Consider the following 13,797-nt stretch of genomic DNA (forward strand, 5'->3'; position numbering starts at 1 on the left):
TTTACATTTTCAATTTCGTTGATTACAATGTTTTCAGATAAGTTAGTAAGTTAAGTTAACAAACTAACCTTTTAGGGGCAGTGCCATGCAATTTGTGAATGACGAATCTAATATCAACAGCAATGCACGGCAGGTGCTCAAGTGTGTGCTGGAAACAGAGCCGACAACCCGGACGGCAATTGCAAAAAAACTGTCTCTCAGCAAGCCGACTGTTTCAGCGGCAATCTCCAGGCTCATTGAAGAAGGGTGGGTCACCGAGACAGGCAGCGGGGAGGCATCCGCGAGCGGCGGCCGCAAGCCGGTGAACCTGAAGTTCAACCCGAAAAAGGCCCACTGCATCGGGATTGACATCGGGGGAACAAAAGTGGCGGTCGGCATCACCGATCTGAAAGGGGAGCTTGAGAGCTACAGGACATTCACGACCCAACAACACCTGGACCGTGATTTCTTCCATGCGATGCGTAAGATAACCGATGAAATGATGGCAGAGCTGTCCCTGGATAAAGAGGAAATTCTGGGTGTAGGCGTTGGTGTCCCGGGGGTGACCAACGTACAGACCGGAATCGTGGAAGAAGCACCGGCTTTGCAATGGAGGAATTATCCGGTCCGGGAAAAGCTGGAGGAAGTGTTTCCGTATCCCGTATACGTAGACAATGACGTCAACATCGGCGTGCTGGGGGAACACTGGACGGGTCGCGGCAAGGGCAAGCAGAACCTCATCTACATTGCCATCGGAACAGGGATTGGCAGCGGAATCATCCTGAATGGCCAACTGTTCCGCGGAAGCCAGTACAGTGCCGGCGAGATCGGTTACATGGTGACAGACCGGAGTCTTGCCAAAAGCTATCAGCCTTCCTATGAAGGCTATGGATTCCTTGAAAGTGTCGCGGGCGGAACCTCTGTCGGCAGGGCACTGTCTGAACGTCTCGGCAGGGAAGTGACGGCGGCAGAGGCGTTCGACAGGTACCGATCCGGAGACAGAGATGCCACCGAAACGATCCGGCACGCACTGGAACATCTCGGGGTTGCAGTCGCGAACTACGTGTCCCTGCTGAATCCGGAGATGATCATTTTAGGAGGTGGTCTGTCACAGTCATTCGATGTGATCCGGCCGATTGTCTCAGACAACGTGAAGCGGTACGCACCGAAAGAATGTGAGATCGTCAGGACGGCGTTCGGACAGGAAGCCGGCGTAATCGGCGCTGTTGCCTTGCTGTTGAAGGAGCATGAGGGGTTGTACAACATTTAAAACGAAGGGGGCAGTTTGAATGGGGAAATGGGTTAAGAAAAGCTGGTTGCTTGTTTTGACGGCATTGTTTGCGCTTGCTTTGGCAGGCTGCATGGCCGATTCCGGCGGAGGAGAGGAAGAGGATGCTTCCGGAACAACCGGAGATGCGGGTGGCGAAACTGCCGCTTCAGAAGACCTGGAGGAAAAAGTGGTCGTCTATTCCCCGCACGGCAGTGACATTCTGGGGGATTTCAAGCAACAGTTTGAAGAAGAGTATGGCATCAATATGGAGTTCCTGGACATGGGCTCGCAGGAAATTTTGGACCGGATCCGCTCCGAGAAAAACAATACACAGGCGGACGTCTGGTGGGGAGCGCCTCAGGTGAACTTCGACCAGGCGAAGGATGAAGGACTGCTAGCCAAATACAAGCCGTCCTACGCGGATGCGCTGGATGAAATGTATCACGACGAAGACTGGATGTGGAGCGGTACTTCGATGACACCGGAAGTCATCATGTACAACAACAAAGAAATATCCGAGGAAGAAGCACCGAAAGACTGGGACGACCTGATTGATCCAAAGTGGCAGGATGAGCTGATCATCCGCTATCCGCTCGCTTCCGGTACGATGCGCACGATCTATTCCGCAATGATCTACCGGACATACAAGGACACGGAAGATCCGCAGGAAGGCTACGAATGGCTTGAGAAACTTGATAACAACACGAAAGAATACTCGGCCAACCCTGAGCTGATGTACAACCAGCTGGCCAAAGGCGTCGGATCCCTGACGGTCTGGAACATGCCGGATGCCGTCATGCTCGCAGAAGAAAAGGGTTATCCGTTCGGTTATGTTCTCCCGGAAAGCGGCACACCGGTTCTGACCGAAGGGATCGCAATCGTCAAGGATGCCCCTCATCCGAAAGCGGCAGAAGCGTTCTATGAATTCGTCAACACGCCGGAAGCGGCAAAACTGCTCGCGGAAAAATACTACCGGATTCCGACACGTGAAGACGTGACCGATCTTCCGGAGTGGATCACTGAAGCCGAAGACGAGATTAAGCCGATGGACATTGACTGGGCTCTGTTCCAGGAAAAATCCGATGAGTGGATGGACCACTGGGATAACCAAATCAAAAACGCGGAAAAAGAAACAGGCGAGTAACCTGCAGTCTGCATGGGCTCCGTATAGCGTTTACTCTTGACGTTGGACTATCGCGGGCAGCAATGCCAGCGGTAGTCCAGTGTTTTTACAGGGAAGGGAGTGGTTGCTGTGTCAACCGTTCATTTATCAGCGATTACCAAACAGTTTGGCAAAGTCACGGCAGTGGAGGATCTTGACCTCCTGATCAAGGAAGGGGAATTCTTCACGTTCCTGGGACCAAGCGGCTGCGGGAAGACGACGACACTCAGGATGGTCGCCGGATTCTATTACCCGACAAAAGGTGCCGTCAGGTTTAACGACCGCGACATGACAACCGTTCCGCCTGAAAAACGAAATACCGGCATGGTGTTCCAGAACTATGCCCTATTCCCGCATATGACGGTGTTCGAGAATGTTGCGTTCGGCCTGAAAGTACGAAAGATGAGTAAGGCTGAGACAAAAAAACGGGTGGACGATGTGTTGGGGAAAGTCCGGCTTGACCAGTATGCTGAACGCCAGGTAAGCCAGCTTTCCGGAGGCCAGCAGCAACGTGTTGCTTTGGCGCGTGCACTCGTCATCGAGCCGGATATCCTGTTGCTGGATGAGCCCCTCAGTAACCTGGATGCCCGCCTGCGGGATGAAATGCGGGCGGAAATTCTCCGGCTGCAGCAGGAATATCAGATCACGACCATTTATGTGACCCATGACCAGGTCGAGGCCCTGACGATGAGCGACCGGATTGCAGTGTTCAACTTCGGCAAATGCCAGCAGGTCGGCACGCCGACGGAGATTTACAATGAACCGGTCAACGACTTTGTCGCGGAATTCATTGGGGAGACCAACTTGCTGACTGTCGTGGAGGCCGGCTCGGGAAACAGCCAGCGCTCATATCATGTGGATATGCTGGGCAATGACGTGACGGTGAACAATACTTCCCTGAATGTTGCCGAGTATACCGAAAATGATGAACTGAGGATGTCGGTCCGACCGGAAGCGGTACAGGTTTCCGACCAGCCGATCACCGGGGCAAATGTTTTTCCCGGCAAGGTGAAAATGGTCCAGTTCACCGGGGCGGCCGTACATACCTATGTAGAGATGAATGACCGGCTGACACTAGTTGGAACTGCCTTGAACCAGGGGCCGAGCACCTATCTGAAAGAAGGCGCCGAAGTATATGTCCGTCTTCCCGAAGACCAGATCCGGATTGTGCCGAAAGCGGGGGTGTGATCCATGAGAAATCGGAATCCGCACGCCCTTGCGGAAGGAGGACGTCGTCATGCTGAACGCTGAAAAGAAGAAAACCCTGCTGCTTCTCATTCCGGTCATTCTCATCCTGATCGGCTATGTGCTCTACCCGACTTTGAGGACAGCTTATGAGAGCTTTTTCCACAACGGCGTCCCGTCCCTTCAGAACTATGAAGACTTCTTCGGCTCGAAGGCAAAGGCGAACCTGCAGGCGCTTTGGAATTCGGTCTGGATTTCCCTGCTGTCGGTCCTGTTCAGCGCGCTGATCGGTGTGCCGCTTGCATACATTTTCAACCGTTATGAGTTCCCCGGCCGCCGTTTTTTCTCCAACATTGCCATCATGCCGATCGTGCTGCCGTCGCTCGTCGGCGTCATGGCGTTTATGTTCTTGTACGGTGAAGCCGGTCTCATTCCCAATGCGATCAAAGACTTGCTGAACCTATCCGAAGTGCCGTTCAAGATCGGCGGGATTTCAGGCATCCTGATCGTCCACGCCTATACGATGTACCCTTACTTTTACATGACGACGGCATCTGCCTTGTCGAACCTGGATCCATCGCTCGAGGAAGCGGCTTCCAACCTGGGGGCGAATCGCTTCAAGGTGTTCTGGCAGGTGACATTCCCGCTCCTGACACCGGGACTCGTGGCCGCATCACTCCTTGTCTTCATGGTCTCGATGGCCAGTTTTAGTGCGCCGTTCCTGCTGGCAGGGGGCTTCCGGGTGCTGAGCCTACAGATCTATTTCTCAAAAATTAATGGAGACCTGGAAATGGCCGCCACCCAGTCCGTCATTTTGTCGATCGTGTCCATTGTGTTCCTGTTGTTCATGCGCTGGTATCAGGGCAGGAAAGACTACCGGATGGCTTCAAAGGGGATCGGTGCCCACCGCAGTGAAGTAAGCAATCCGCTGCTAAAGTGGACGATGGTCACACTCGGAGTCTTCGCAGTGGTCATCCTGCTTCTCCCGCATGCGACGTTGCTCATCCTTTCGCTCGTGCCGGAAGGGACCTGGACGTGGCAGACCTATCCGACTGCATTCAACCTGGAAAACTATACGATGCTGTTTGACACGCCATACATCTGGGAACCGGTCCGAAACAGTCTGATCATGGCGTTCATCGCCTGTCTTGGCGTCTTTGTCTTCGGGATTTTCACTTCCTATGCGCTTGTGAAACGGAAGTTCATCGGGAAAAACCTTCTGGATATTCTCGTCATGATTCCTTGGGCGCTTCCGGCAACGGTTGTCGGGATGAACCTGATCCTGGCATTCAACTCGCCGAACCCGTTCTCGTTCGGACAGATCCTTGTCGGGACGTTTTGGATTTTGCCGCTTGCCTATTTTATCCGTTTCCTGCCGCTTGTCGTGCGTTCGACCAACGCGGTGCTGGAGCAACTGGACGACTCTATTGAAGAGGCAGCGCAGAACCTCGGGGCCAAATGGTTCTATACATTCCGGAAGGTCGTGATTCCCATCATCATGCCCGGCGTTTTGAGCGGTACGCTGCTTGCCTTCGTCCAGGCGGTTGGGGAGTTTCCGACATCCGTCCTTCTCTACACAATCGGAAACCGACCGATTTCGATTGAAATCATGAACCAGCTCCGGATGTTCAACATCGGGCAGGCCGCAGCCTACGGCATGATCCAGGTTGCCCTGATTGCAGTGGTCATGTTCATCTCCAGCAGGTTCCTCGGGGTTAAAGCAGAGAAGTCCCTGGGTTAATAAAAAGAATTTGAGGTGCCAGCAATATGAGTGCTTGGAAAAAAGAATTTGTTGTGGCGGATGGGGACGTCTTCCCGGGAAAAACGTACGTGGACGTTCTTCTCCGTCCTGTGTTCAATGACCAGCGTGACTATCTTTTTGATGCGATGTTCGAGGTGCACGCCGCCCACACACAGATGCTCGCGGAACAGAAGATCCTGGCCGAATCGGAGGCGGGCAAGATTCTGAACGCCATCCGGGAAGTCTGGAAGATGGACCGGGCGGAACTAAAGTATTCAGCAGAGCATGAAGACCTGTTTTTCCTCGTGGAGTCGAAGATCGGCGAGCTGATCGGCGAGGAATTGGCGGGGAAGATGCATATCGCGAAAAGCCGGAACGACATGGGCGAGGCGATGTACCGGATCGTCCTCAGGCAGTATCTGGCCGAGACGGTCGAGCAGGCGGAGGCATTGGCGGAAGCACTGCTCGCCCAGGCGGAGGAGCATGTGGAGTCCGTCATGCCGGCTCACACGCACACACAGCCTGCCCAGCCGACGACGTTCGGGCATTACCTGGTTGCGATCTACGACAACCTGATCCGGGACATCGAGCGGCTGAAGCGCGCCCGCCATACCGTCAACCAGTCCCCGATGGGCGCTGCCGCAATCACGACAACAGGCTTTCCGATCAGCCGGGAGCGGATGGTGGAACTGCTCGGGTTCGAGGGGATGATCGAGAACTCGTATGACGCGATCGGGACGGGGGATTACCTGATCGAAGCCGCCCAGAGTCTCGTGAGCCTCATGACAAACATGGGCCGCTGGATCCAGGAATTCCTCCGGATGGCGTCCAAGGAAGTCGGTTTGCTTCGGGTGTCGGATGCGTACGTGCAGATTTCGAGCATCATGCCACAAAAGCGGAACCCGGTGTCGATGGAGCACTCCCGCGCACTCGCCTCGAGCGCCGCAGCAGAAGGCCTCGCAGTCATCCATATGATCCACAACACGCCATATGGGGACATCAACGACACCGAAGATGACCTCCAGCCGCATCTGTACACCGGCTTTGAAAAAGCCAACCGCGTTCTCCGGCTGATGCATGCCGTGGTAACTACGCTCACTTTCAATAAAGACCGCGCACTGCGTCAGGCAAGGGAGAACATGATCACCATCACCGAATTGGCGGACGTGCTCGCCAGGGACTACGGCGTGTCGTTCCGCCGGGCCCACCACAAGGCGAGCGTCATTGCCCGCGAAGCCGACCGACAGGAAAAGGAACTGTATGAAATCCCCCTTGAAACCGTTAACGGCTGGCTCGGCGACGTCAAACTTACCGCCGAGGACTGGAACGCCATCACCGACCCCATCACGTTCGTCGCCAGAAGGCGCATCACCGGCGGGCCGGCTCCGGATGTCGTGCGGGGGATGATTCAAAGGCGGAAAAAGGGATAAACGGGATGTCAGAGATGAAACTTCCGCATTATGGAAATCTTGTTGACCAGCCAAAGCGCAAGGACTATAATTTATATTGGAAAAAGACTACACGACGGATTTCGATCCGTCTTTTTTATGTAAGGAGTCCTTATCATGAAATCCCTTTATAACCGGGTATTCGGCCAGTATTGGAACCCGGCGATGGCACTGGTTCTCGCAGGCATTTTCAGTGCGGCTTACTTCGGGCTCACCGGCACGGTGTGGGCGGTGACGGGTGAGTTTACGAGACTCGGCGGCCATGTCATCGAATTTTTCGGAGGTGATGTCTCCGGCTGGGCCTATTTGGACCTCGTCCATCTGGAAGGCTCGTCGTTCGGCCGCTCCGACGGCTGGATCGTCTGGGGGATGCTGATCGGCGCGCTCATCACCGTTCTTCTTGCCAACAACTTCAAGATCCGCAAGCCGCAACAAAAACGCCGCTACGTCCAGGGCCTGATCGGCGGCACAATCGCCGGGTTCGGCGCGCGCCTCGCGATGGGCTGCAACCTCGCCGCGTTTTTTACCGGTGTCCCGCAGTTTTCGTTCCACTCGTGGATCTTCATTGTCGCAACCGGCGTCGGGACCTTTGCCGGTGTGAAAGTTGCCAAGACAAAATGGTGGAAAGGGAAACCGAAGCTCATGAAAGGCGGGCCGGCACCCGCCCCGAAGCGTGAAAAACGGATTGTCCAGCCGTATGTCGGCGGCCTGATTGCCCTGCTTTACGGAGGACTGATCGTCTGGTTCTTCATGACCGGCCGTCCGCTCCTCGGCACCGCGGCGATATTCGGCGCCATCTTCGGCATCCTGATCGAGCGCGGCCAGATCTGCTTTACGTCGGCATTCCGTGACCTGTGGCTAACCGGGCGCACCCTCATGGCGAAAGCGATCGTCATCGCCATGGCCGTCAGCTCCGTGCTGACAATCCTCATCATCGCAAACACCGGCATGACGCCAATCACCCAGATTGCCTCCATCGGTACATTCGTCGGCGGTTTCCTGTTCGGGCTCGGCATCGTGCTTGCCAGCAGTTGTGAGACCGGCATGATGTACCGGCTCATGGAAGGCCAGGTGCTTTACCTGTTCGTCTTTGCCGGCAATCTCATCGGCGTCACGGCGCTCGCCTATGCCTGGGACCACCTCGGCGTCTACAACCTGCTTGTAGCCGGTGGCGAGAAACTGAACCTCATCCCGGCAACGGGCCCGGGCTGGGCGATCATCGCCACGCTCACCATGCTCGCCGGGTGCTACCTGTTCATAGACCTCTACTCAAAACACAAACGCGGCACACTCATCCTGCCGAAAGGGGAGAAACGAATTGTCAGCTGACTTCACACTCGACCTCCGCGGCGAATCCTGCCCGTATCCGGTCATCTACACCCTCGATGCGTTAAAGGACATGCAGAAAGGCCAGATCCTCCATGTCGTCACCGACTGCCCCGGCTCGTTCCGCAACGTCCCGGAAGATGTCGTCAGCGCCGGCTACAAACTGGCAAAAGAACCCGAGAAAGCGGGACAGGAATACCTGTTTTATATTGAAGCATGACAAAAGGGACGCGATGGCGTCCCTTTTTGGATCATGTTTCCTTCCTGTTTAAACCAATTCAATCATCTGGTAAGCTTATTGTACGAGTAGTCAGAATCAGGAAAAGCAGGAGGGGTGAGAGATTTGCATGTAAAAGACAAGCTTATTGCGGTCAGAGTCATCGCCTCCCTGGGTATCCTTATGGCGTTGGTGCTTCCGTACTTTGGCCTGTTTCCACACAGTTCAAGCGTGACAATCATTCTGGCTACATTAGTCGTCTTTTTTGGGGTCGAACACCACTTTAGTTAAGCCGGCCTGAGATAGGCCGGAAAGGATTAGCGCTTGCTATCCTTTTTTGTTATCCGAGGCGGATGCCGTAGATCTGAGTGTTACGTAACAAGCTCTGAGTGTTACCGAACGCGTCCCGAGTGTTACGCAACGGACCGCGAGTGTTACCGAACGCGTCCCGAGCGTTACACAACGCCCTCTGAGTGTTACCGAACGGGTCCTGAATGTTACGCAACGCACCCTGAGTGTTACCCATCACGGCAAATTAATCTGCCAAGACACCCCAAACCGATCATTGACCCAGCCGAATTTCCGGCTGAAACCGTGGTTGCCGAGCGCCATGAGTTCCATGCCGCCTTCGGCAAGCCGGCTGTACAGATGGTCAATTTCCTCCTCAGTGTCGACATCCACGTAGATTGAGAACGACGGGGTGAAGTCGAACTGGTGGCGGATGCTGCTGTCGATGCACTTGAATTCACGCCCGTTCAGCGTGAATGTGGCGAGCATGACCGTGCCTTCCTTGCCACCCGGCATGTCGGGGCCGTAGCGGACGATGTTTGTGATCTCGGAGTTCTTGAAAAGCGATGTGTAGAAGTTCATCGCTTCTTCCGCGTCTTTGTTCTGGAACATGAGGAACGGGGTGATGGTGGTCATGGCACATCTCTCCTTTTCACGTAATGATTTTTCCGGGGTTTCTCTTGAAAGGATACCATGAATGTCCCGATACCCTGCGTGAAAGTCTCAATTCCTCCGATGAATGTCGCGATTCTCCACGTGAATGTCCCGATTCTCGCGCACGCCGCCCACGACCTTACAAAATCGTCACTTACGGCTCCGCTATTGTAACCAATATCGAACGACCGCAGTCTCCTCCGCGCGTTATGATGAACATAACAAATCGGGCGGGGCCGTGAATCCCGCCGCCGGGAGGAATCATCATGGTGACAACAACCAACACGAAGCCGGGCCGCGCGGTGCTGCAGGCACATCAGATCCGCAAATCGTTCGGCTCGAAGCTAAATTCAACCGAGGTGCTGAAGGGGATCAACCTGCAAGTGCGCGAAGGGGAGTTTGTCGGGATCATGGGGCCGTCCGGAGCTGGGAAGACGACGCTTCTGAATGTGCTTGCGACGATTGACCGGCCGACATCGGGCACAATCACAATTGACGGAAACGAGACGTCCAAGATGAAGGATGCGCAGCTGTCGACGTTCCGCCGTGACAAGCTCGGCTTCATCTTCCAGGACTACAACCTGCTGGATACGCTCACGGTCAAGGAAAACATTCTGCTTCCGGCGTCCCTCGGCGGGCTTTCGAAAAAAGCGGCGGAGGAGCAGTTCAACGACATCGCTGGCATCCTTGGCATCATAGAGCACGGCCACAAATACCCGCATGAAATTTCCGGAGGGCAAAAGCAGAGGACGTCTGCCGCTCGTGCGCTCGTCAACCATCCGTCGATGGTATTCGCCGACGAACCGACGGGGGCGCTCGACTCCAAGTCGGCGTCAGCGCTTCTCGGCACGCTGGAAGACGTCAACAAATCCCGCGGCGTGACCATTATGATGGTCACGCATGATGCGGTGGCATCCAGCTATTGCAGCCGCGTCATTTTCCTGAAGGACGGGGCGATGTACTCCGAACTATACCGGGGCGATAAGACGCGCCAGGCGTTTTTCCAGGACATCCTGAACATGCAGGCCGTGCTCGGGGGTGACCGCGTTGACGCTCGTTGACCTCGTTCTCCGCAGCATGCGGAAAAACCTGAAGCATTATTATTTGTACTTTTTTGCGCTGATTTTCGGCGTCACGCTGTTTTTCATCTTCTCAACACTCCAGCATGATTCGGCCGTCGTGGAACAGACCGACCTGTCGGCGAAGATGGCGTCCGGTTTTCAGGCGGCGACCGTTCTGCTGTTCGCTATCCTCATCATCTTTGTGACCTACGCGAATGACCTGTTCCTGAAGCGGCGGAGCCGGGAGATCGGGCTTTATCAGCTGGTCGGCCTGACAAAAGGTGCGGTGTCACGCCTTCTGATCATAGAAAATATTCTTCTCGGGGCCGGGGCATTCATCATCGGGATCGGAGCGGGGCTTCTTGTCTCGCGGCTGTTCCTGCTTCTGCTCATGAAGCTCGTCGGTTATGAAGGGTTCGTCAATCTGTCGTTCAGCGGAGCGGCGTTTCTCCAGACGGCTGCCGTGTTCGCTGTCCTGATCGTCATCACGTCATCCCGCATGTTCTGGAAAGTCCGCCGCTCGCAGCTGATCGATCTGTTCAATGATGATAAAAAGGATGAACATCCAAAGCAGCCGAAGCCGATCCTGTCGTCTCTTCTCGGAATCCTGGGCGTTGCGATGATCGCCACCGGATACTGGTTCGCGAACTCACATTATATGATGAACATGTTTTTGTTCCTCAACATGCTGCTCGTCCTCGCGCTCGTCATTGCCGGCACGTATCTCGTGTTCCGTGTGACGATCGGCTGGCTGATGACGCTGGTCAGAAAGCAGAAGAACGGACACATCGGCCTTGCCGGTGCATTGTCCACCGCACCGCTCATGCACCGGATGAAGGCCAATGCAAAGTCGCTCACCGTCATTACGACGTTGTCCGCCATGACACTTGCCATGGCAGGATTTGCCTACTCGATGTATTACTCGACCGAGCAGGAAACGCGCGTAAGGGTTCCGCATGACTTTCTGATTGACGAAGTAGGAGAGGGCAACGAAGGGACTTCTGCGGAAACGGCCGAACAGTTTGCGGAAGACCTGGATGAAGCGGGGATCGGGTACACCCGGCAGCCTATCACTTACCTGGATCTGACCGCTTCTATGAGCGGGGATCATCTCCCGGATCTCCTCAATTGGGAAGAAAACACGGTCACCACGCTCATCTTTAACACCCGGGAGCTGAAAGCAGCGGGGCTCGACATCGAGGAGCCTGCAACAGGAGAGGCAATGATGCATGACTCCGGGATTTCCTGGCTGCTGACCGACGAAGTCTTTCCGTTTGAGGCTTCTGTCGCTACAGGACAGACGACCGAAAAGCTGAAAGTAATTTCCCTCGGCGAACAGGAAGTGGCAAGCGGTTATGCGGGGGTCTATACTCAGCTGACTGTCAGCGGGGAGACTTTTGACCGAATCAAGGCGGCTACTCCGGCTGAGTCACAACGCCCGCTTGTCGCCTTTAACCTGGACGACAAGGAAGACCTGGCCGAAGCCTCTTCCATCTTTAAGTCATACAGAGAAGAGATGACTCTCGATTTTTATTCTTCCTATAAGGAATCATTGGCGTACAACGGCATCATGATCTTCATCACCGGCTTCCTCGGTCTCGCATTCCTTGTCTCGACCGGCAGTATCCTTTACTTTAAGCAGATGAGTGAAGCCGAACAGGAAAAGAGGAGCTACACGACGCTCCGCCAGCTCGGATTCAAGACGGGCGAAATCATGAAGGGCATCCGGCGCAAGCAGGCGTTCGTCTTCGGACTCCCCCTCCTGATGGGCCTGGTCCACTCGGTGTTCGCCATCAAATCCGTGTCGTTTATGTTTACGTCAACTGACATTACCCTGCCGGTGACCTTCGCCATGATCGCGTATGTCCTGATCTACCTGGTGTTTGCCGTCCTCACCGTCGGTTACTACAGGAAGACAGTGAACGCGGCACTTTAAATGAAACGCCCTTTCCCGACGAGGAAAGGGCGTTTTCGACATTTCCCGGGAAATAAAGTCGGAAATTGTCCGGATTTTGGTGTCTTTACACCTGTAAACAAAGAGGGTAAGATGAAGCTAATATAATCCGGGAGGCATGCATCATGGGCAAAGGAATGGTTCTGGGGACGATGATTCATGGAGCGGGGGAGCGGCGGACGGACTGGCGGCATCCGGCGATTCCGTCTGATGCGAGTGTCAATTTTAATTTCTATAAGGACCAGGCACTCGTGTCGGAGCGCGGGAAATTCGACTTTGTCTTTGTCGCGGATGCGATGTATATCACGCCGCAGTCCACTCCGCACTACTTGAACCGGTTTGAGCCGCTTACCATTTTATCCGCGCTTGCGCCGGTCACTTCAAACATTGGGCTTGTCGCAACCGTTTCTTCCACGTACAGCGAACCTTACGCCTTTGCCCGGCAGCTCGCCTCGCTCGACATGCTGAGCGGCGGGCGCGCAGGATGGAACGCCGTCACATCCGGACTCGGCGGAACCGCGTTGAACTTCGGACACCGGAGGGACATGCACCCGGAGCATCACATCCGCTACCGCATGGCCGCCGAATTTACGGAAGTGGTCCGGAAACTGTGGGATTCGTGGGAGGACGACGCGTTTGTCCGGGACAAGAAAAGCGGCGTCTTCTTCGACCCGGAGAAGTTGCATGAGCCGGAACATGACGGCGAATTCTTCTCGGTTAAAGGCGCGCTCAATATCGCCCGGTCGCCGCAGGGCCAGCCTGTCATCTTCCAGGCCGGCAAGTCGGAGGACGGACGCCGGTTCGCGGCGGAAACCGCGGACGTCGTATTCGCCATCGACGGGGAGATCGGCGCGGCCTGCGAATACTATGCCGATATGAAAAAGCCGGCTGCAAGCGCCGGCCGGAATCCGGACGAGCTGCTCGTCATCCAGGGCATCAGCCCGATAGTCGCGGAAACCGAGGAAGAAGCGTTCCGCATCCGTGAAGAACTGACTGCCACCGTCTCACTTGAGGAGGCGCTGGCTGACCTCGGCCGCCACTTTGACCATCATGACTTCACCCAATACGACCCGGACGCGCCGTTTCCGGATTTGAACGGCCTGGGCGCGAACGGGTTCCAGAGTGATACCGAGCGCATCATCCGGGGCGCCCGCCGTGACGGTCTCACCCTGAGGGAAGCGGCGATGCGCGAAGCCGCTCCGAAAACCCCATTCATCGGCACCCCGGAACAAGTGGCCGGCCGGATCGAAGAATGGTATCGGTGCGGTGCGGCAGACGGCTTTATGCTGATCGCCAATCTTCCCGGACTTCTCGAGAGCTTCGTGGACGGCGTCGTCCCGATCCTTAAGGAGCGCGGACTGTTCCGGGGCGAGTACGAGGGCGTGACCTTGCGCGATCACCTCGGGTTGCCGTTCAAGGAAAACCGCTATGCACGGGTGAAGGAGGCAAGCCTCGTCTGAAGGCTGGCCCAAGCCCGAGAGTTGCCGACCGTCGCCTATTTGCTATAATGGA

Annotated in this window: 11 protein-coding genes; 10 read left to right on the plus strand and 1 reads right to left on the minus strand. The window is 55.4% G+C overall.

Features of this window, described 5'->3' with window-relative positions; all coding sequences use genetic code 11:
- Positions 1 to 85: 85 nt before the first annotated feature.
- From KHA84_RS05145 to yedF, 7 genes are all read left to right on the plus strand, one after another.
- Positions 86 to 1,249 carry an ROK family transcriptional regulator gene (locus tag KHA84_RS05145; protein WP_213422465.1) on the plus strand — a complete coding sequence of 388 codons (1,164 nt, stop codon included), beginning with the start codon at positions 86 to 88 and terminating at the stop codon, positions 1,247 to 1,249.
- 19 nt (positions 1,250 to 1,268) lie between these two features.
- Positions 1,269 to 2,393 carry an extracellular solute-binding protein gene (locus KHA84_RS05150; RefSeq protein ID WP_236823131.1) on the plus strand — a complete coding sequence of 375 codons (1,125 nt, stop codon included), beginning with the start codon at positions 1,269 to 1,271 and terminating at the stop codon, positions 2,391 to 2,393.
- Positions 2,394 to 2,501: 108 nt separating this feature from the next.
- Positions 2,502 to 3,599 (plus strand): ABC transporter ATP-binding protein, encoded by a 1,098-nt coding sequence (locus tag KHA84_RS05155; protein WP_213422466.1) that lies wholly within the window; start codon positions 2,502 to 2,504, stop codon positions 3,597 to 3,599.
- A 49-nt stretch (positions 3,600 to 3,648) separates the two neighbouring features.
- Positions 3,649 to 5,337 (plus strand): ABC transporter permease, encoded by a 1,689-nt coding sequence (locus KHA84_RS05160; RefSeq protein ID WP_213422467.1) that lies wholly within the window; start codon positions 3,649 to 3,651, stop codon positions 5,335 to 5,337.
- A 26-nt stretch (positions 5,338 to 5,363) separates the two neighbouring features.
- Positions 5,364 to 6,767 (plus strand): argininosuccinate lyase, encoded by a 1,404-nt coding sequence (gene argH, locus KHA84_RS05165; RefSeq protein WP_213422468.1) that lies wholly within the window; start codon positions 5,364 to 5,366, stop codon positions 6,765 to 6,767.
- Positions 6,768 to 6,902: 135 nt separating this feature from the next.
- A complete protein-coding gene (gene yedE / locus KHA84_RS05170) occupies positions 6,903 to 8,114 on the plus strand; it encodes a selenium metabolism membrane protein YedE/FdhT (protein ID WP_213422469.1) in 1,212 nt (403 codons plus the stop codon).
- Positions 8,104 to 8,331: a sulfurtransferase-like selenium metabolism protein YedF gene (gene yedF / locus KHA84_RS05175; protein WP_213422470.1), complete on the plus strand. Its 228-nt coding sequence runs from the start codon at positions 8,104 to 8,106 to the stop codon at positions 8,329 to 8,331. Before yedE ends, yedF begins: the two co-directional genes overlap by 11 nt.
- 522 nt (positions 8,332 to 8,853) lie before the next feature.
- On the opposite strand, the gene KHA84_RS05180 is transcribed toward yedF, so the two are convergent.
- Complete coding sequence (locus tag KHA84_RS05180) at positions 8,854 to 9,252, minus strand: VOC family protein (RefSeq protein ID WP_213422471.1); 399 nt, start codon at positions 9,250 to 9,252, stop codon at positions 8,854 to 8,856.
- Between the two features lie 284 nt (positions 9,253 to 9,536).
- Here KHA84_RS05180 and KHA84_RS05185 point away from each other — a divergent pair, with 284 nt between their 5' ends.
- The 3 genes from KHA84_RS05185 (at position 9,537) to KHA84_RS05195 (ending at position 13,745) form a co-directional block, all read left to right on the plus strand.
- Positions 9,537 to 10,331 carry an ABC transporter ATP-binding protein gene (locus KHA84_RS05185; protein ID WP_213422472.1) on the plus strand — a complete coding sequence of 265 codons (795 nt, stop codon included), beginning with the start codon at positions 9,537 to 9,539 and terminating at the stop codon, positions 10,329 to 10,331.
- Complete coding sequence (locus KHA84_RS05190) at positions 10,318 to 12,267, plus strand: ABC transporter permease (protein ID WP_213422473.1); 1,950 nt, start codon at positions 10,318 to 10,320, stop codon at positions 12,265 to 12,267. The genes KHA84_RS05185 and KHA84_RS05190 overlap by 14 nt, the downstream gene beginning before the upstream one ends.
- A gap of 143 nt (positions 12,268 to 12,410) precedes the next feature.
- Positions 12,411 to 13,745, plus strand: a complete 1,335-nt coding sequence (locus KHA84_RS05195) for an LLM class flavin-dependent oxidoreductase (protein ID WP_213422474.1) — start codon at positions 12,411 to 12,413, stop codon at positions 13,743 to 13,745.
- Positions 13,746 to 13,797 lie beyond the last annotated feature (52 nt).

This window comes from Bhargavaea massiliensis (assembly GCF_018390575.1).
In the GTDB taxonomy this organism is placed as follows: domain Bacteria; phylum Bacillota; class Bacilli; order Bacillales_A; family Planococcaceae; genus Bhargavaea; species Bhargavaea massiliensis.

What these genes read in the sequence shown, in the direction of transcription:
- KHA84_RS05145 (WP_213422465.1), top strand. Translation starts at nt 86, where the DNA reads ATGCAATTTGTGAATGACGAATCTAATATCAACAGCAATGCACGGCAG.
- KHA84_RS05150 (WP_236823131.1), top strand. Translation starts at nt 1,269, where the DNA reads ATGGGGAAATGGGTTAAGAAAAGCTGGTTGCTTGTTTTGACGGCATTG.
- KHA84_RS05160 (WP_213422467.1), top strand. Translation starts at nt 3,649, where the DNA reads ATGCTGAACGCTGAAAAGAAGAAAACCCTGCTGCTTCTCATTCCGGTC.
- argH (WP_213422468.1), top strand. Translation starts at nt 5,364, where the DNA reads ATGAGTGCTTGGAAAAAAGAATTTGTTGTGGCGGATGGGGACGTCTTC.
- yedE (WP_213422469.1), top strand. Translation starts at nt 6,903, where the DNA reads ATGAAATCCCTTTATAACCGGGTATTCGGCCAGTATTGGAACCCGGCG.
- KHA84_RS05180 (WP_213422471.1), bottom strand. Translation starts at nt 9,252, where the DNA reads ATGACCACCATCACCCCGTTCCTCATGTTCCAGAACAAAGACGCGGAA.
- KHA84_RS05185 (WP_213422472.1), top strand. Translation starts at nt 9,537, where the DNA reads ATGGTGACAACAACCAACACGAAGCCGGGCCGCGCGGTGCTGCAGGCA.
- KHA84_RS05195 (WP_213422474.1), top strand. Translation starts at nt 12,411, where the DNA reads ATGGGCAAAGGAATGGTTCTGGGGACGATGATTCATGGAGCGGGGGAG.